Origin of the sequence: Streptomyces sp. NPDC052020 (assembly GCF_040680575.1) — a bacterium.
Classification (GTDB): domain Bacteria; phylum Actinomycetota; class Actinomycetes; order Streptomycetales; family Streptomycetaceae; genus Streptomyces.
The window spans coordinates 1-16,557 of sequence record NZ_JBFAWY010000066.1; the positions used below are offsets into that span (position 1 = coordinate 1).

Annotated in this window: 16 protein-coding genes and 1 pseudogene; 7 read left to right on the forward strand and 10 right to left on the reverse strand. The window is 72.9% G+C overall.

The genetic code is table 11. From position 1 onward, the window contains the following. Window positions 1-77 (forward strand): annotated as a pseudogene (locus tag AB0L74_RS34070) (50S ribosomal protein L22); the annotation flags it as partial. Between the two features lie 68 nt (window positions 78-145). Here the strand turns inward: AB0L74_RS34070 and AB0L74_RS34075 are convergent. From AB0L74_RS34075 to AB0L74_RS34090, 4 genes are all read right to left on the reverse strand, one after another. Continuing rightward, entirely contained in the window at window positions 146-2,212 is a 2,067-nt protein-coding gene (locus AB0L74_RS34075) for a SpoIIE family protein phosphatase (protein ID WP_365661245.1), read from the reverse strand. Between the two features lie 281 nt (window positions 2,213-2,493). Then, entirely contained in the window at window positions 2,494-3,186 is a 693-nt protein-coding gene (locus AB0L74_RS34080) for a DUF402 domain-containing protein (protein ID WP_365661247.1), read from the reverse strand. Window positions 3,187-3,338: 152 nt separating this feature from the next. Then, entirely contained in the window at window positions 3,339-4,754 is a 1,416-nt protein-coding gene (locus tag AB0L74_RS34085; protein ID WP_365661248.1) for a class II fumarate hydratase, read from the reverse strand. A gap of 77 nt (window positions 4,755-4,831) precedes the next feature. Beyond that, the gene (locus tag AB0L74_RS34090) at window positions 4,832-6,508 is read right to left on the reverse strand and encodes a fumarate hydratase (protein ID WP_365661250.1); all 1,677 of its coding nucleotides are present in this window, start codon (window positions 6,506-6,508) and stop codon (window positions 4,832-4,834) included. A 157-nt stretch (window positions 6,509-6,665) separates the two neighbouring features. Here AB0L74_RS34090 and AB0L74_RS34095 point away from each other — a divergent pair, with 157 nt between their 5' ends. Further along, window positions 6,666-7,367, forward strand: a complete 702-nt coding sequence (locus AB0L74_RS34095; protein WP_365661252.1) for a DUF1707 domain-containing protein — start codon at window positions 6,666-6,668, stop codon at window positions 7,365-7,367. Window positions 7,368-7,530: 163 nt separating this feature from the next. Further along, window positions 7,531-7,908 carry a WhiB family transcriptional regulator gene (locus AB0L74_RS34100; RefSeq protein ID WP_365661254.1) on the forward strand — a complete coding sequence of 126 codons (378 nt, stop codon included), beginning with the start codon at window positions 7,531-7,533 and terminating at the stop codon, window positions 7,906-7,908. A gap of 76 nt (window positions 7,909-7,984) precedes the next feature. Here the strand turns inward: AB0L74_RS34100 and glpX are convergent, their stop codons facing one another. Beyond that, window positions 7,985-9,019, reverse strand: a complete 1,035-nt coding sequence (glpX, locus tag AB0L74_RS34105) for a class II fructose-bisphosphatase (protein ID WP_365661256.1) — start codon at window positions 9,017-9,019, stop codon at window positions 7,985-7,987. Between the two features lie 127 nt (window positions 9,020-9,146). Here glpX and AB0L74_RS34110 point away from each other — a divergent pair, with 127 nt between their 5' ends. Beyond that, window positions 9,147-9,707, forward strand: a complete 561-nt coding sequence (locus AB0L74_RS34110) for a DUF4245 domain-containing protein (RefSeq protein ID WP_365661259.1) — start codon at window positions 9,147-9,149, stop codon at window positions 9,705-9,707. 72 nt (window positions 9,708-9,779) lie between these two features. Here AB0L74_RS34110 and AB0L74_RS34115 read toward each other — a convergent pair whose 3' ends face one another. After that, a complete protein-coding gene (locus tag AB0L74_RS34115; RefSeq protein ID WP_365661263.1) occupies window positions 9,780-10,370 on the reverse strand; it encodes a malonic semialdehyde reductase in 591 nt (196 codons plus the stop codon). A gap of 240 nt (window positions 10,371-10,610) precedes the next feature. Between AB0L74_RS34115 and AB0L74_RS34120 the strand changes: the two genes are divergently transcribed. Continuing rightward, a complete protein-coding gene (locus tag AB0L74_RS34120; protein WP_365661264.1) occupies window positions 10,611-10,853 on the forward strand; it encodes a DUF4287 domain-containing protein in 243 nt (80 codons plus the stop codon). Between the two features lie 4 nt (window positions 10,854-10,857). Here the strand turns inward: AB0L74_RS34120 and AB0L74_RS34125 are convergent, their stop codons facing one another. The 3 genes from AB0L74_RS34125 to AB0L74_RS34135 are packed head-to-tail and all read right to left on the reverse strand — an operon-like array spanning window position 10,858 to window position 13,788. Then, window positions 10,858-11,121 (reverse strand): exodeoxyribonuclease VII small subunit, encoded by a 264-nt coding sequence (locus tag AB0L74_RS34125; protein ID WP_365661267.1) that lies wholly within the window; start codon window positions 11,119-11,121, stop codon window positions 10,858-10,860. Window positions 11,122-11,130: 9 nt separating this feature from the next. Further along, window positions 11,131-12,339: an exodeoxyribonuclease VII large subunit gene (gene xseA / locus AB0L74_RS34130; RefSeq protein ID WP_365661270.1), complete on the reverse strand. Its 1,209-nt coding sequence runs from the start codon at window positions 12,337-12,339 to the stop codon at window positions 11,131-11,133. A 48-nt stretch (window positions 12,340-12,387) separates the two neighbouring features. Further along, window positions 12,388-13,788, reverse strand: a complete 1,401-nt coding sequence (locus tag AB0L74_RS34135) for an APC family permease (protein WP_365661273.1) — start codon at window positions 13,786-13,788, stop codon at window positions 12,388-12,390. A 128-nt stretch (window positions 13,789-13,916) separates the two neighbouring features. Here AB0L74_RS34135 and AB0L74_RS34140 point away from each other — a divergent pair, with 128 nt between their 5' ends. Beyond that, window positions 13,917-14,936 (forward strand): 4-hydroxy-3-methylbut-2-enyl diphosphate reductase, encoded by a 1,020-nt coding sequence (locus AB0L74_RS34140; RefSeq protein ID WP_365661276.1) that lies wholly within the window; start codon window positions 13,917-13,919, stop codon window positions 14,934-14,936. A gap of 82 nt (window positions 14,937-15,018) precedes the next feature. Beyond that, on the forward strand, window positions 15,019-15,783 hold the full coding sequence (ppgK, locus tag AB0L74_RS34145; protein ID WP_365661278.1) for a polyphosphate--glucose phosphotransferase: 765 nt from the start codon (window positions 15,019-15,021) through the stop codon (window positions 15,781-15,783). 107 nt (window positions 15,784-15,890) lie between these two features. On the opposite strand, the gene AB0L74_RS34150 is transcribed toward ppgK, so the two are convergent. After that, a partial coding sequence (locus AB0L74_RS34150) for a DUF6542 domain-containing protein (RefSeq protein WP_365661281.1) occupies window positions 15,891-16,557 on the reverse strand: 667 nt, incomplete at its 5' end.

A 16,557-nucleotide genomic window follows, 5' to 3' on the forward strand; every position in this document is an offset into this window, starting at 1 on the left:
AGGGCCGCGCCTACCGGATCCGCAAGCGGACCAGCCACATCACCGTGGTCGTCAGCAGCAAGGAAGGAACCCGGTAATGGGCCAGAAGGTAAACCGGCGGTGGCCGGGCGCCCCGCGCCGCCTCGTCACCGGTCGGGCCCGAAGGTCACCGGTTCAGCTCGAACCAGACCACCTTGCCCGTGCTCAGCCGGGTCGCGCCCCACCGCCGGGCCATCCGGTTGACCAGATACAGCCCGCGTCCGCCCTCGTCCGTGGCCCGCGCCTGCCGCAGGCGGGGCAGTTGCGGCACGTCGTCGCCGACCTCGCAGCGCAGCACGTCCGTGCGCAGCAGCCGCAGGGTGACCGGCCGGGACGCGTACCGCACGGCGTTGGTCACGACCTCGCTCACCAGCAGCTCCACGGAGTCGCTGAGCTCCTCCAGGCCCCAGCGGGCCAGTTCCCGGCGGGCCAGGCGCCGGGCCCGGCCGGGGGCGGTCTCCTCCGGCTCCAGCTCCCAGTACGCCACGTCGCTCGGCGCGATCCCGTCGAAGCGGGCCGCGAGCAGCGCGATGTCGTCGTCCCGGTCGCCCGGGCCGAGCATGTCCAGCACCTCGTCGCACAGCGCCTCCAGCGGCGGCGCGTGGTCGGCTCCGGTCAGCTCGGCGGTCGCCTCCAGCTTCTCCCGGAGCTGTTCTATGCCGGTCCACACGTCCCGCAGCCGGGACTCCACCAACCCGTCGGTGTACAGCAGCAGCGTCCCCCCGGCGGGCGCGTCCAGCTCCACCGCCTCGAAGTCGACACCGCCCACACCGATCGGGGCGCCCGCCGGCACCGACAGCACCTCGGCCCGGCCGCCCAGGTGCAGCAGGACGGGCGGCGGGTGGCCGGCGTTGGCGACGGTGATGCGGTGCGCGACCGGGTCGTACACCGCGTACAGGCAGGTCGCCATGCGGTCGGTGCCCAGCCGCTGGGCCTGCTCGTCGAGGTGGTGCAGGACCTCCTGCGGCGGCAGGTCGAGCCCGGCCAGGGTCTGCGCGGTCGTGCGCAGCTGACCCATGATCGCGGCGGAGGTCATGGAGTGGCCCATGACGTCGCCGACGACGAGGGCGACCCGGCTGCCGGGCAGCGGGATGGCGTCGTACCAGTCGCCGCCCACCCGCGCGGTCTCCGCGGCCGGCAGATAGCGGGAGGCTAGCCGCACGCCGGTGCAGCGCGGCAGGTTCTCCGGCAGCATGGTGCGCTGCAATTCGTCGGCGATGTACGCCTCGCGGCCGTAGAGCACCGCCTTGTCGATGCCGAGGGCGCTGTGCGTGGCGAGCTGGGCCGCCACCAGCAGGTCGTCGGTCTCGAACGCGATGCGCTCCGGGCCGCGCAGGAACAGCGCCGCCCCGATGACCCGGCGCCGCCCCCGCAGCGGCGCGAGGATGGCGCGCTGCCCGCCGGGTATGGCGAACTCGCCGCCCTCTCCGAGCAGTTCGGGAAGGGCGGCGCGGGCGGCGGGCGCGTCGGTGAACACCGGCCGGACCCCTCGCAGCACCTCCGCGAGCGCGCTGCCGGGCCGCACCTCGCACAGCTCGGAGCCGACCGAGTCCAGCTCGGACGGCTCCGGCTGGACCGCCGGCATGAACCCGCCCTCGGTGTCGCGGTCCGCCGGTATCCGGTCGGTGCGGCGCAGCCGCAGCACCAGCGGGCCGGACGGCCGCTCGTCACCGACCGGCAGCGGCTCGCGCAGATAGACGAGGATCGCGTCGGCGAACGTGGGCACGGTGGCCCGGCACAGCCCCATCACGATCTCGTCGAGGTCCATGCCGCGGGCGATCCGCCGGGTCGCGGCCCCCACGAACCGCAGCCGGTCCCCGTCCCGGCGCATCGGCGTGGGCCGGCCCGGCGCCGGGATCTGCCCGGTGCGCCGCTCCGGCCCCGCCGGGGCCGTCTCACCGCCCGGCTGGGCCGGGATGGTCTCGGGCACGGGGCGCGGCCGGTGCGTGTCGGGCTCGGCGGCCTGCCCGGCGGGCGGCTGGGAATGCTCGAAGGCGCCGTCCGGGCCCGTCGTCGGCCCGGCCGGGGTCTCTCCGGCCCGCCCCTCGGCGCCCGGCGCCGGTAAGGCCGCGGCGCCGGGCGTGTGCGCCGGCGCGGGGGCACGCAGCAGTGCCCCGCGGGGATCCGCGGGGTCGACGCCCGCCGTGGGGCGTTCGAAGGAGGTCGGGTGCTCCGTCACGCGTGTCGAATCCATCCGTCCGGGGCTGCGCGCCGCACGCGCAGTTCGTCCCGCAGAAGTCCCGATACCCGGTTCACGTGCCCCAGGAACGGAATTTCCGTGTGGTCAGAGGCTGTTGCCATGCGACCGGCCGGCCGGCTGCGGCCCGTGCCGGCGGTGCCCTCGTACCTCTCGCTCACGTCCTGCCGCCCCTCGGTGACGATCGGTCAAGCCCGGCGTGCGCTCCGCTCGTTGCCGCCGCGCTCCCCTTGCGGAGGACGATCCTACGTTTCTTGCCCGGGGGCGCAGCAAGGGTCTCATGAGGACACGTGCGCGGGCGTACGGTCCCAGTCCTCCGGCAACGACGGTACCGGCCAGGAGGGGTCCGGGCGCCAGTCCTGCCAGCCGTCGCGGAACGGCGGGCCCCAGGCCCGGATCACCTCCACGGCGGACCGTCCCGCCCGGCGCACCCGCTCGGCGAGCCGGGCGTCCATCAGCCCGTCCCGCTGGGCCTGTGCGAACTCGTCCTCGTCCCGCCAGTGCCAACGTCCGTCCGGCTGCACGGAGATGTCCAGGAAATGGTCCTCCGAGTCCACGCCGCCCGACCAGCGGGCGAGCGGCTCCTCCAGGTTCACGTACCAGTTCTTGAACCGCCAGCCCGGCTCCCAGAACAGCCACACCGACCAGGGCTCGCCCGGCCGCGCCAGCTTCAGCACACCGGTGCCGAACCACCGGTCGCGCCGCACGGTCCGGGGCTTGGTGTAGCGCGACGCCAACGGCTCCTGGTGGACCGGGGTGCCGTCGGCGAGGGCGGGCTTGACGCACTCGGTGCCCGGCGCCATCCACACGGCGAGCACCTCGGCGTCGTCCCGTACGACGGTCACGGGGCGGGCGATGTGTATCCGCGTGCCGCCGTTCTCCCGGTACCGCCACAGGATCTGGCTGCCGGGCTTCCAGAAAGCCGTCCCGCCCGCTCGCGCCGCTGCCGTCACCGATTCACCGTCCGTCATGGCCAGATATTAGGTGCCCGCTGCATACGACGCTGCGGCGCGCGTCACGGTTCGCCCGCCGGAGCGGGGGCGCCCAGCGGCCCGGCCGGGGAGCGGCCCGTGCGCCCGGGTGCGGGCCGTGTCCGGGGGCGCCCGGCCGGTCAGTGAGCCGGTCAGGGACGGGTCATCCGCAGGACGTCCAGCGCCTCGTCCAGCTGCTCCTCCGTCAGGTCCCCGCGCTCCACATAGCCCCCCTCCAGCACGGCCTGACGGATCGTCTTCCGTTCCGCCAGCGCCCTCTTGGCGACCTTGGCGGCCTCCTCGTACCCGATGTAGCGGTTGAGCGGGGTGACGACGGACGGCGACGACTCGGCGTACTCGCGCGCGCGGTCGCGCTGCGCCACGACGCCGTCGACGGTCCGGTCGGCCAGCAGCCGCGAGACGTTGGCGAGCAGCCGGACCGACTCCAGCACGTTCTTGGCGATGACCGGCAGCATCACGTTGAGCTCGAAGTTGCCGGCCGCCCCGGCGGTGGCCACGGTGGCGTCGTTGCCGATCACCTGGGCGCAGACCATGAGCACCGCCTCGGGGATGACCGGATTCACCTTCCCCGGCATGATCGACGAACCGGGCTGGAGATCGGGCAGTGTGATCTCCGCGAGGCCGGTGCGGGGCCCGGAGGACATCCAGCGCAGATCGTTGGCGATCTTCGTCAGCCCGACGGCGATCGTCCGCAGCTGCCCGCTGGTCTCGACGATCCCGTCCCGCGCGCCCTGCGCCTCGAAGTGGTCGCGCGCCTCGGTGAGCGGCAGCCCCGTCGCGCGGGCCACCTCCGCGATCACGGCGGCGGAGAAACCGGGCGGGGTGTTGATGCCGGTGCCGACCGCGGTCCCGCCCAGCGGAAGCTCGGCGAGCCGGGGCAGGGAGGCGTTCAGCCGTTCGATCCCGTACCGGACCTGGGCGGCGTAGCCGCCGAACTCCTGCCCCAGCGTCACGGGCGTGGCGTCCATCAGATGGGTCCGCCCGGCCTTCACCACGTCGGCGAACTCCTCCGCCTTGCGCTCCAGCGCCGCCGCCAGGTGCTCGAGAGCCGGGATCAGGTCCCGGGTGACGGCGGCGGTGGCCGCGATGTGGATCGAGGAGGGGAAGACGTCGTTGGACGACTGCGAGGCGTTGACGTGGTCGTTGGGATGCACGTCACGGCCCAGGCGCTCACTGGCGAGGGTGGCGATGACCTCGTTGGCGTTCATGTTGGACGAGGTTCCGGAGCCGGTCTGGAACACGTCGACGGGGAAGTGGTCGTCCCACCGCCCGGCGGCCACCTCGCCGGCGGCCTCCTGGATCGCCCCGGCGATCTCCTCGTCCAGGACGCCCAGCTCGGCGTTGACCTTGGCCGCCGCCTGCTTGATCCGCGCCAGCGCCTCGATGTGGGCGCGCTCGATGCGCTGCCCGGAGACGGGGAAGTTCTCCACCGCCCGCTGGGTCTGGGCCCGCCACTTGGCGTGGGCCGGGACCCGCACCTCGCCCATCGAATCGTGCTCGATGCGGTACTCGCCCGGGCCGGTCCTGTCCTGTCCCTCGTCGGTCATCGACGATCACCTCCACGTCTCACAGCGTCCGCGACGGGAGCACTGTTCCCCGTGGAGGCGAACCGTCACCGCGTCCGTCAGCCGAGGCCGGGGCCCCGCACCGGAATGGAGGTGAAGGTCGGCGCGGGCGCCGGGTCCTGGAAGAAGTCGTTGCCCTTGTCGTCGACGACGATGAAGGCGGGGAAGTCCTCGACCTCGATCTTCCAGACGGCCTCCATGCCGAGCTCCTCGTACTCCAGGACCTCGACCTTCTTGATGCAGTCCTGCGCCAGGCGGGCGGCGGGACCGCCGATGGAGCCCAGGTAGAAGCCGCCGTGCGCGGCGCACGCGTCCGTGACCTGCTTGCTGCGGTTGCCCTTGGCCAGCATCACCTTGGACCCGCCCGCGGCCTGGAACCGCTCCACGTAGGAGTCCATGCGCCCGGCCGTCGTCGGGCCGAAGGAGCCCGACGCGTAGCCCTCGGGCGTCTTGGCGGGGCCCGCGTAGTACACCGGGTGGTCCTTCAGGTACTGCGGCATCCCCTCGCCCGCGTCCAGCCGCTCCTTGATCTTGGCGTGCGCGATGTCGCGGGCCACCACCAGCGGGCCGGTCAGCGACAGCCGCGTCTTGACCGGGTACTTGGTCAGCTCGGCGAGGATCCGCTCCATCGGCTGGTTCAGGTCGATCCTCACCACGTCGCCCTCGTCGAGCTGGGCGTCGGTGGTGTCCGGCAGGAAGCGCGCCGGGTCCGTCTCCAGCCGCTCCAGGAAGACGCCCTCGGGGGTGATCTTGGCGACGGCCTGGCGGTCGGCGGAGCAGGAGACCGCGAGGGCCACCGGGCAGGAGGCGCCGTGCCGCGGCAGGCGGATCACGCGGACGTCGTGGCAGAAGTACTTGCCGCCGAACTGCGCGCCGATGCCGATCTTCTGGGTGAGCTCGAAGACCTTCTCCTCCAGCTCCTTGTCCCGGAAGCCGTGGCCGAGCGGGGAGCCCTCGGTGGGCATGTTGTCCAGGTAGTGCGCGGAGGCGTACTTCGCGGTCTTCAGCGCGTACTCGGCGCTGGTGCCGCCGACGACGATCGCCAGGTGGTACGGCGGGCAGGCGGCCGTGCCGAGCGAGCGGATCTTCTCCTCCAGGAACTTCATCATGGAGGTCTCGTTCAGGACCGCCTTGGTCTCCTGGTAGAGGAACGACTTGTTCGCGCTGCCGCCGCCCTTGGCCATGAACAGGAACTTGTAGGCGTCCCCGTCGGTCGCGTAGAGCTCGATCTGGGCGGGGAGGTTGGAGCCGGTGTTCTTCTCCTCCCACATGGTCAGCGGCGCCATCTGCGAGTAGCGCAGGTTGAGCTTGGTGTAGGCGTCGTAGATGCCGCGCGAGAGGGCCTCCTCGTCACGGCCCGCCGTCAGCACGTTCTGCCCGCGCTTGCCCATCACGATCGCCGTGCCGGTGTCCTGGCACATGGGGAGCACGCCCGCCGCCGCGATGTTGGCGTTCTTCAGCAGGTCCAGCGCCACGAACTTGTCGTTGCCCGACGCCTCGGGGTCGTCGATGATCCGGCGCAGCTGCGCCAGGTGCGCCGGCCGCAGGTAGTGCTGGATGTCGTGGATGGCCTCCTCGGCCAGCTTGCGCAGCGCCTCCGGCTCCACCTTCAGGAACGTCCGCCCGTCCGGCCCCTCGACCGTGGAGACACCCTCGGAGGTCACCAGCCGGTACGGGGTGGTGTCCTCTCCTTGGGGGAGCAGATCGGTGTACGCGAACTCAGGCATCTCGCCCATTCCTCACTCGACGGACTGCGGCTGACCTCCATTGGCAGCGCCCACCAGCGTAGAACCTGCCGTCGGCGGCGGGTCTGTGAGGTAACGCTCAGTTCGACCCCTCCCGGCGCTCCGTACCCCTAGTCGCGATCTATCGCGTTTCGGTAGGCTGCCGCTCGTGGACCTTCACAAGCACGCGCCGCGGCAGGACCCGCCCCCGCCCGTCTCCGAACTGCGCGCCTCGGACGCCGACCGCGACCGCGTCGCCGACATGCTGCGCGAGGCCCTGGCCGAGGGCCGGCTGACCGCGGAGGAGCACGCCGAGCGCGTCGAGGGGGTGCTGGCCGCCAAGACCGTCGGCGAGCTGGACGTGTTCGTACGGGACCTGCCGGCCGCGCACGAGGTCCGGGCCGCCTCGGTCTACGCGTCCGCCCCCCGCCGCCCGGAGGACGGCGTCATCCCCGCCGACCCCGACGAGAACGTGGTCGCGGTCTTCAGCGGCGCCGTCCGCAAGGGCCGCTGGCGGCCCGGCCGCCGGATCCACGCCTGGGCGGTCTTCGGCAGCGTCGAGATCGACCTCAGCGAGGCGATCTTCGAGTACCAGCAGGTGGTCGTCAAGGCGTTCTCGGTCTTCGGCAGCGTCGAGATCCGCGTCCCGCAGAACGTGTCGCTGCGCGGCACGGGCGGCGGCGTCCTGGGCAGCTTCGAGGTGGACACCCTCGACTCGGCCGACGCCGGGGCCCCCGTCGTCTACATCGACGGCTGGGCCGTGCTGGGCAGCGTCGAGGCGCGGCCCAAACGGGGCAAGATCGTCGCGGACATCCTCGACCGCGTCCACCGCAAGGTCGACCGGAGCCTGCGCAGACACCTGGATCATTGACGGTTGTGAATCCGCCGGCCCCGCGGCGGCCCGGCGGGCCCGCGCGGGCGCGGGCCGGTGCCGCGCCGACCGGCGGTTGGGAACTCAGTGCATAGGCGCGCGTACAGCGGGTAGGCCTTGCTGCATCGTCTCTCGCACGCGAAGCCGTCGTCAGGAGTAGACCGTGCTGCAACCGCCGCATTCGTCCCTGCATGCAGCTGCCGTTCCGGCCCAGCGGGTGCCCGTGCGGGACAGGGACCACGACGCACCGTGGCACACCGAGGCGGTGTGCCGGCGGGACGAGGCCGGCCTGTTCTTCGCCCCCTCCAAGGAACCCACGGCTGCCCGGCTCTCCCGCGAGGAGGCGGCCAAACGCGTCTGCGCACGCTGCCCGGTCATGGTCGAGTGCCGCGAGCACGCGCTGCTCCAGCCCGAGCCGTACGGCGTCTGGGGCGGCCTCACCGCCGCCGAGCGCCGTGTGGTCCTGGCCCGGCGCCGGCGCCGCGAGCTGGAACTGAAGAAGACGGCACGCGCGACGGGGCGCATAGCCGCGGCGGGTTAGCCCGACGCAGGGGAAAGGGGCGCCCTCTCCGCACAGAGGGGCGCCCCTCGGCTGCCCGGAGGTCCGGCTCCCGGGGCTACTTCGCCCGGTCGAAGTCGATCGCGCTGTACGCGCGCAGCTTGCTCAGCCGGTGCTCGGAGTCGATCCGGCGGACCGTGCCGGACTTGGAGCGCATGACGATCGAGGACGTCGTGGCGGTCTCGGAGCGGTAGCGCACGCCGCGCAGCAGCTCGCCGTCGGTGATGCCGGTCGCGGCGAAGAAGACGTTGTCGCCGGCGACCAGGTCGTCGGTGGTCAGCACGCGGTCCAGGTCGTGCCCGGCGTCGATCGCGCGCTGCCGCTCCTCGTCGTCCTTCGGCCACAGCTTGCCCTGGATGGTGCCGCCCAGGCACTTCACGGCGCAGGCCGAGATGATGCCCTCGGGGGTGCCGCCGATGCCGAGCAGCAGGTCGATGCCGGTGCCCTCGCGCAGCGCCAGGATGGAGCCGGCGACATCGCCGTCGGAGATCAGCTTGATGCGGGCGCCGGTCTGCCGGACCTCGTCGATCAGCTCCTGGTGGCGCGGCCGGTCCAGGATGCAGACCGTGACGTCCTCGGGCGTGGACCGCTTGGCCTTGGCGACGCGGCGGATGTTCACCGCCACCGGCGCGTCGATGTCGACGAAGTCGGCGGCCTCCGGCCCGGTGACCAGCTTGTCCATGTAGAAGACGGCGGACGGGTCGAACATCGAGCCGCGCTCGGCGGCGGCCAGCACCGCGATCGCGTTCGGCATGCCCTTGGCGGTCAGCGTGGTGCCGTCGATCGGGTCCACCGCGATGTCGCACTCGGGACCGGTCCCGTCGCCGACGTGCTCCCCGTTGAAGAGCATCGGGGCCTCGTCCTTCTCGCCCTCGCCGATGACCACGACGCCGTTCATCGACACGGTGTGGACGAGGGTCCGCATGGCGCGCACCGCGGCACCGTCGGCGCCGTTCTTGTCGCCCCGCCCGACCCAGCGGCCGGCGGCCATCGCCGCGGCCTCCGTCACGCGGACGAGTTCCATGGCGAGGTTGCGGTCGGGGGCCTCGGAGGGGACGTCCAGCTCGGACGGCAGATGATGATGCTCGGTCATCGGAGCGCACCTTTCTGATACGACGACGGCCGGATGAGGGTGTTGGCCATGACTCTATCGTTAGGCATACAAAATGAGCAGGGGACCCCACGGATGAGCGCGTCGGGCACCTGCGACCATAGGGGGCGTGGCAGGTACGAACGGCAAGCAGAAGACGGCGCGGGACATGATCCTCTCCCTGGCCGTCATCGTGCTCGTGGGCGGCGTCATGTGGCTCTTCATCCCGCACGACGACGACGCCGAACCCGACATCAAGAGGGTCGACTACCGGGTCGAGCTGCTCACCGCGCGCCGCGCCGCGTCCTACCCGGTCGCCGCGCCCGAGGGGCTGCCCGAGGCGTGGAAGCCGACCTCGGTCCGCTTCCGCGGTGACGACTTCGAGCGCTGGCACCTGGGCTACCACACCCCCGACGGCGAGTACGTGGCCGTCGGGCAGTCCACGGAGAAGCCCTCCCGGTTCATCGACGAGGCGAGCCAGGGCGCGCGGGAGACCGAGATCACCCAGGAGATCGGCGGCCGGACGTGGGTCCGGTACACGGGCGGCCGGTACGACGCGCTGGTGCTGAAGGACACCGGGGCGGCCGGGGAGGCCGGCGGCGAGAGCGCCGGGCGGGCGACGACCGTCGTGGCCGGCACCGGGTCGTTCGGCCAGCTCACGAAGATGGCGGCGGCCCTGAAGATGGAGTGAACGCGGACACGCGGACATGAGGAAGGCCCCCGGCGGTGTGTGCCGGGGGCCTTCCTCATGTCCGGGCGGGGCTCAGACGGTGGTGACGACCTGGTCGTACGCCAGGCGCGGGGAGCGCGGGTACCAGGCGTCCGGGCCCGGCTTGCCGATGTTGACGATCATCAGCGGGGTGTGGTCGTCGTCCAGGAACTCCTTGCGGACGCCCTCGTAGTCGAAGCCGGTCATCGGGCCGGCGGCCAGACCGGCGGCGCGGACGCCGACGATGAAGTACGCGGCCTGGAGCGCGGCGTTGAGCGCGGCGGCGTTCTCGCGCACCGGGCGCTCGGCGAAGAAGGCGTCCTTGGCCTGCGGGAAGTGCGGGAAGAGCGCGGGCAGCTCCTCGTGGAACTCGTTGTCCGCCGACAGGATCGCGACCAGCGGGGCGGCGGCCGTCTTGGGCTGGTTGCCCTCGGCCATGTGCCGCACCAGGCGCTCACGGGCCTCGGGGGAGCGGACCAGCGTGATGCGCAGCGGAGACTGGTTGAAGGCGGTCGGACCGTACTTGACCAGGTCGTAGATCGCCTGCACCTGCTCGTCGGTCACCGGCTCGTCGGTGAAGGTGTTCGCGGTGCGGGCCTCGCGGAACAGCAGGTCCTGGGCGGCGGGGTCGAGAACGAGAGACATACGTGGCTTTCTTTCGGTACGGACCGGGTTGCGTGCTCGACCTTACGCCAGGGAAGTTCAACGTTCAATTAAAGGGGGGGTGTGGTGGTCCGCCTCACGCCATGTGGTGATGCACGCCACACCTGACGGCCGATCACCCGGCCCACCGCACGGAGTCGTAAAGAACGCACGTGACCGGTCGTAAAGAACGGCACGCGGCCGCACGCGCCGGACGACACCGCACCGGAGGGACCCACCCGCATGACCGACACCGCGCAGCCCGCGACCCCCGTCAAGAGCGTGAAGGGGCCGGCCGCCTACTTCCCGTCCATCGAGAAGAAGTACGGCCGTCCCGTCGCCGAGTGGAAGGACCTCATCCGCACCTCCCCGCTCACCCGGCACATGGAGCTCGTGACCTGGCTGAAGACCGAACACGGCCTGGGCCACGGGCACGCCAACGCGCTCGTCGCCCACACGCTGGCCGAGGACAGCAGCGGGAGGTGACCCGTCACGGGGCCTGGGGCGCGTCCCCCTCGCCGGCCCGCGCCGCGTCCTCCTCGGCCAGCGCCGCGTCCAGCCGCGCCCGGGCGCCGTCCAGCCGGCGCCGGCAGATCTTCGCCAGCTCCTCGCCCCGCTCCCACAGGGCGAGCGACTCCTCCAGCGTCGTACCGCCCGCCTCCAGCCGCCGCACGACCTCGATCAGCTCGTCCCGGGCCTGCTCGTAACCGAGGGCCTCGGTCCGGGCCGCCGTCTCATCCACCTCGCTGGTCATCCGCTCACCTTATGCGTCGACTCGTACGGAGAACTCACCCTCGGAGACCCGCGCGCGCAGTGTCTCCCCGGCCGTCACCTCGCCCGGGTCGCGCACGGCGTGCCCGTCGGCCCGCTGGAGCACCGCGTACCCCCGCTTGAGGGTCGCGGCGGGGGAGAGGGCCACCACGCGCGCGTGCGTGTGCGTCAGCTCGGAGTCGGCGCGGTCGAGGTGGTGCCGCAGACTGCGCCGGCCCCGGCCGAGCAGGGACGCCACCTGCTCGGCCCGCTCGTCGATCATCCGGTGCGGGTCCTGGACCGCGGGCCGCGCGAGCGCGTGGGCCAGCCCCCGCTCCTCCCGCTCGACCAGCGCCCGCACACAGCGCCGCGCCCGGTCGCGCAGCAGCCGTACGCGCTCGTACTCCTCCCCGACGTCCGGCACCACCTTCTTCGCCGCGTCGGTGGGGGTCGAGGCGCGCACGTCGGCCACGTAGTCCAGCAGCGGGGTGTCCGGCTCGTGCCCGATCGCCGACACCACCGGCGTACGGCACGCCGCCACCGCGCGCACCAGCTGCTCGTCGGAGAAGGGCAGCAGGTCCTCCACGCTGCCCCCGCCGCGCGCGACGATGATCACGTCGACCTCGTCGATCCCGTCCAGCTCCTTCACGGCCTGCACGACCTGCGGCACCGCGTGCACACCCTGCACGGCCACGTTGCGCACCTCGAAGCGGACCGCCGGCCAGCGGTGGCGCGCGTTCTCCAGCACGTCCCGCTCGGCCGCCGAGGCGCGCCCGCACACCAGCCCGACGAGGTGGGGCAGGAACGGCAGCGGCTTCTTGCGCTCCGGCGCGAACAGGCCCTCCCGCGCGAGCGACTTCTTCAGCTGCTCCAGGCGGGCCAGCAGCTCGCCGACCCCCACCGGCTTGATCTCGGCGGCCCGCAGCGACAGCTGCCCGCGCGGGGCGTACCACTCCGGCTTGGCGTGCACGACCACCCGGGCGCCCTCGCCCACCACGTCGGCGACCGCGTCGAACACCTGCCGGTAGCAGGTCACGCTGACGGAGATGTCGTACGACGGGTCGCGCAGCGTCAGGAACACCACGCCCGCGCCCGGCCGCCGCGACAGCTGCGTGATCTGCCCCTCGACCCACACCGCGCCGAGCCGGTCGATCCACCCCCCGATGAGCCGTGACACCTCACCGACGGGCAGGGGGGACTCGGGAGTCGTGTTCACAGCCATGCGCCCGAGCGTAACGGCAGGCGCCGACAACGCCCCCCGCCCGGACACTCACCCCGCGCCGGCCGGGCCCGGCCCGCGCCTGCGGCCCTGCACCACCAGCACCACCAGCCCGGCCGCCAGCCAGACCGCACCCACCACCTGGGCCGTCCCGGACGCCTCCACGATCACGGCCACGGTGATCACCGCGCCCGCCACGGGCAGCAGCACATGCCGCCACCAGCTCACCGCCCCACCCCGGCGCCGCACCGCGAACCAGCCCACCACGCTCGCGTGCAGCAGCGTGAACGCGGTCAGCGCGCCGATGTCGACCACCGACACCAGATGGTCCATGCCGTCGTCGCGGCGCGCCGCCCACACCGCCGCCACCAGGGTGATCACGGCCGCGCACAGCAGCGCCACGCGCGGCACCCCGGCCGAGGTCCGCGCCAGTGCCCGCGGCAGCCGCCCCTCGCGCCCCATCGCGAACAGCAGCCGCCCGGCCGCCGCCTGCCCGGCCAGCGCCGCGAACGCGGCACCGATCGCCTTGCTCACCGCCACCAGATCCCGCAGCCACGTCCCCACCGACGCCTCCACGGCGTCGTAGAACGCCGACCCCTGCCGCCCCGGTTCCGCCGCCAGCCGTGCCGACGGCACCGGCTCCAGCAGCGCCACCAGATACGTCTGCGCCACGAACAGCAGCCCCGCCAGCGCCAGGCAGAACAGCAGCGCCCGCGCCACCCGGTGCGACCCGCCGGTGGCCTCCTCCGCGAACGTCGCGATCGCGTCGAAGCCCAGGTACGACAGGACCGCCACCGACACCGCGCCGATCACCGCCGACAGCGCGAAGGCCCCCTGCGAGCCGTCCCCGGTCAGCGGCGACAGCCAGCCCCGCTCGGCGCCGTCGCGGACGAGCACCACCAGCGCCGCGACGACGAACACCAGCAGGACGGCGATCTCCATGGCGAGCACCAGGAAGCCCACGCGGGCCGCCGCCCGCACGCCCCACAGGTTCAGCAGGGTCGTGATCACCACCGCCAGTGCCGTCCACACCCACCGCGACACCCCGGGGACCAGCTCGTTCATGGCGATCCCGGAGAACAGGTAGGCGACGGCGGGGATCAGGACGTAGTCCAGCGCGGCCATCCAGCCGGCGATGAAACCGGCGCCCCGGCCCAGCCCCGCGCGCGCGTAGGCGAACACCGAGCCCGCCTGGGGGACGACGCGCACCATCTGGGCGTAGCTGAACGCGGTGAACGCCATCGCGACGGTCGCGACGAGGTAGACCAGCGCCACCGCCCCGTGCGACTTGGCGTCCAGCGTGCCGAACACGCCGACCGGCGCCATCGGCGCGATGAACAGCAGCCCGTAGACGACCAGGTCCCGGAAGCCGAGGCTGCGCCGCAGGTCGTGCCCGTCACCGCCGTCCCGGTCCGCCGTGCCGGTCCCGGACGTCCCCGACCTCTCGGACATCAGTGCCTCCGCAGTGCCTCGTCCGTCGCCTCTGTCCCACCGGTCGCCCCAGCCACTCCAGCTCACGGCCAGTCTCCCCGGGAACGCGACGGCCACGCGATCTCTGACCCCCCGAACGCGGCCTTACGATGGTTCCCATGACCGCTTCGCCTGGCCGCCGTGTCCTGCTCGCCGCCCCCCGGGGCTACTGCGCGGGTGTGGACCGCGCCGTGATCGCCGTCGAGAAGGCCCTGGAGCAGTACGGGGCCCCGATCTACGTCCGGCACGAGATCGTCCACAACAAGTACGTCGTCCAGACGCTGGAGAAGAAGGGCGCCATCTTCGTCGAACAGACGGAGGAGGTCCCCCCGGGGAACATCGTGATGTTCTCCGCGCACGGGGTGGCCCCCGTCGTCCACGAGGAGGCCCAGCGCGGCCGGCTGGCCACCATCGACGCGACCTGCCCCCTGGTCACCAAGGTCCACAAGGAAGCCGTCCGCTTCGCCAACGAGGACTACGACATCCTCCTGATCGGCCACGAGGGGCACGAAGAGGTCATCGGCACCTCCGGCGAGGCCCCCGACCACATCCAGCTCGTCGACGGCCCCGGCGACGTGGACAAGGTCGAGGTCCGCGACCCCTCCAAGGTCGTCTGGCTCTCGCAGACGACGCTCTCCGTCGACGAGACCATGGAGACCGTCGACGCGCTGAAGGAGAAGTTCCCCCAGCTCGTCTCCCCGCCCAGCGACGACATCTGCTACGCCACGCAGAACCGCCAGCTCGCGGTGAAGCAGATGGGCGCCGAGGCCGATCTGGTGATCGTCGTCGGCTCCCGAAACTCCTCCAACTCCAAGCGGCTCGTGGAGGTCGCCAAGCAGGCCGGCGCCCGCGCCGCGTATCTGGTGGACTTCGCCGACGAGATCGACGAGACCTGGCTGGAGGGCGTCTCCACCGTCGGCGTCACCTCCGGCGCCTCGGTCCCGGAGGTCCTGGTCGAGCAGGTGCTGGAGTGGCTCGCCGGGCGCGGTTTCGAGGACGTGGAGATCGTCAAGGCCGCCGAGGAGTCCATCACCTTCTCGCTGCCCAAGGAACTGCGCCGCGACCTGCGCGACGAGGCGGCGGCGCTGGTGGCCGAGCGGGGCGGCGCCGGTGCGTCCGGCACCGGGTGACGGCCGCCGCGATCCGCCCCCGCTCCCGCCCGGCCCCGTCCGGCGGGGAGTGACCGTCAGTGGTCCGTCGTAACGTGGAGCCATGCAGATCTTCGGCGTGGACATCGGCGGTTCCGGCATCAAGGGCGCTCCCGTGGACCTCGGCAGAGGGGACCTGGCCCAGGAGCGCCACAAGGTGCTCACCCCGCATCCGGCGACGCCCGACCGGGTGGCCGACGGCGTGAAGCAGGTCGTCGACCACTTCGGCTGGACGGGGCCGGTGGGCCTGACCTTCCCGGGTGTGGTGACCGGCGGCGCCACCGTCCGCACGGCGGCGAACGTCGACAGCGGCTGGATCGACACCGACGCCCGCGCCCTGTTCGGCGAGCGGCTCGGCGGGCTCCCGGTGACGGTGGTCAACGACGCGGACGCGGCGGGCGTCGCCGAGATGCATTTCGGCGCCGGCCGCGACCGCCGCGGCACCGTCATCGTCCTCACCTTCGGCACCGGCATCGGCAGCGCCGTCTTCACCGACGGCGTCCTCGTCCCCAACACCGAGCTGGGCCACCTGGAGCTCGACGGCCACGACGCGGAGAAGCGCGCCTCCAGCAAGGTCAAGGAGGACCAGGATCTGTCCTGGGAGCAGTGGGCCCGGCGCGTCCAGCGGTACCTCGCCCACGTCGAGATGCTCTTCTCGCCCGAGCTGTTCATCATCGGCGGTGGCGTCAGCCGCAAGTCCCGCAAGTTCCTGCACTGCATCGAGGGCGTCAAGGCGGAGATCGTCCCGGCGCAGCTCCAGAACAACGCGGGGATCGTGGGGGCGGCGATGCGGGCGGCCGGGGCGGGGGAGACGGCGCCGGCCGGCTGAGACCCGCCGGGGCCTGGCCGGCCGGCTGAGACCCGCCGGCGCCGGTCGGACAGCGCTCGCCGAGTGCCGGACGGCGCTCACCCCGGCGGGCGGGTGCCGGACGGTGCTCAGCCCGACGGGCGGCTCCGGGCGGCGCGGCGCCGGATCAGGCGGGCCCTGCGGACCAGCACGACGAGCCCGGTCAGCAGCGTTCCCGCGTACAGCCACCCCGCCTCCGTGGCCAGCGCGGTCACCAGGCCCGCCAGGCGCCCGCCGGCCCCCTCCCCGCTCTCGGCCACGGCGACCAGGCCCACGGCGAACGCGATCGGCACCGCGATGGGCGCGGTCAGTACGTCCCCCGGGCGCGCCCACAGCCCGGTCAGCGCGCACACCGGCAGGAACAGCACGCCGTACACCGTCAGGGACGCCCCGAACAGCAGCCGGTCGAGGCACCCCAGCGTGATCATCGCGGCCACGCAGAACACCCCGGTGCCCAGCCCGGTCAGCCGCGGGGCGGGCATCCGCCGTAGGGCACGTACGACGCGTGCGGCACGGGCGACGAGAGGCGGACGTCCGCGCGGTGCCGGGCGGCCCGGCCGCGCGGGTTTCCGGGCGGTCCGGGGAGCGCCGGGCGGCCCGGAAACCCGCGCGGACCTGTCCGCGCCGCCGCGCCGCGCCTGCCGGACCGGCCGGCCCTGCGCGCCGGCCCCGGCGAACAGGGCGCGGAACTGGGGGTCCAGCCCGTCGGGGGCGCGGGCGGTGAGCGCCTCGGCCAGTTCGGCGACGACGATCCGC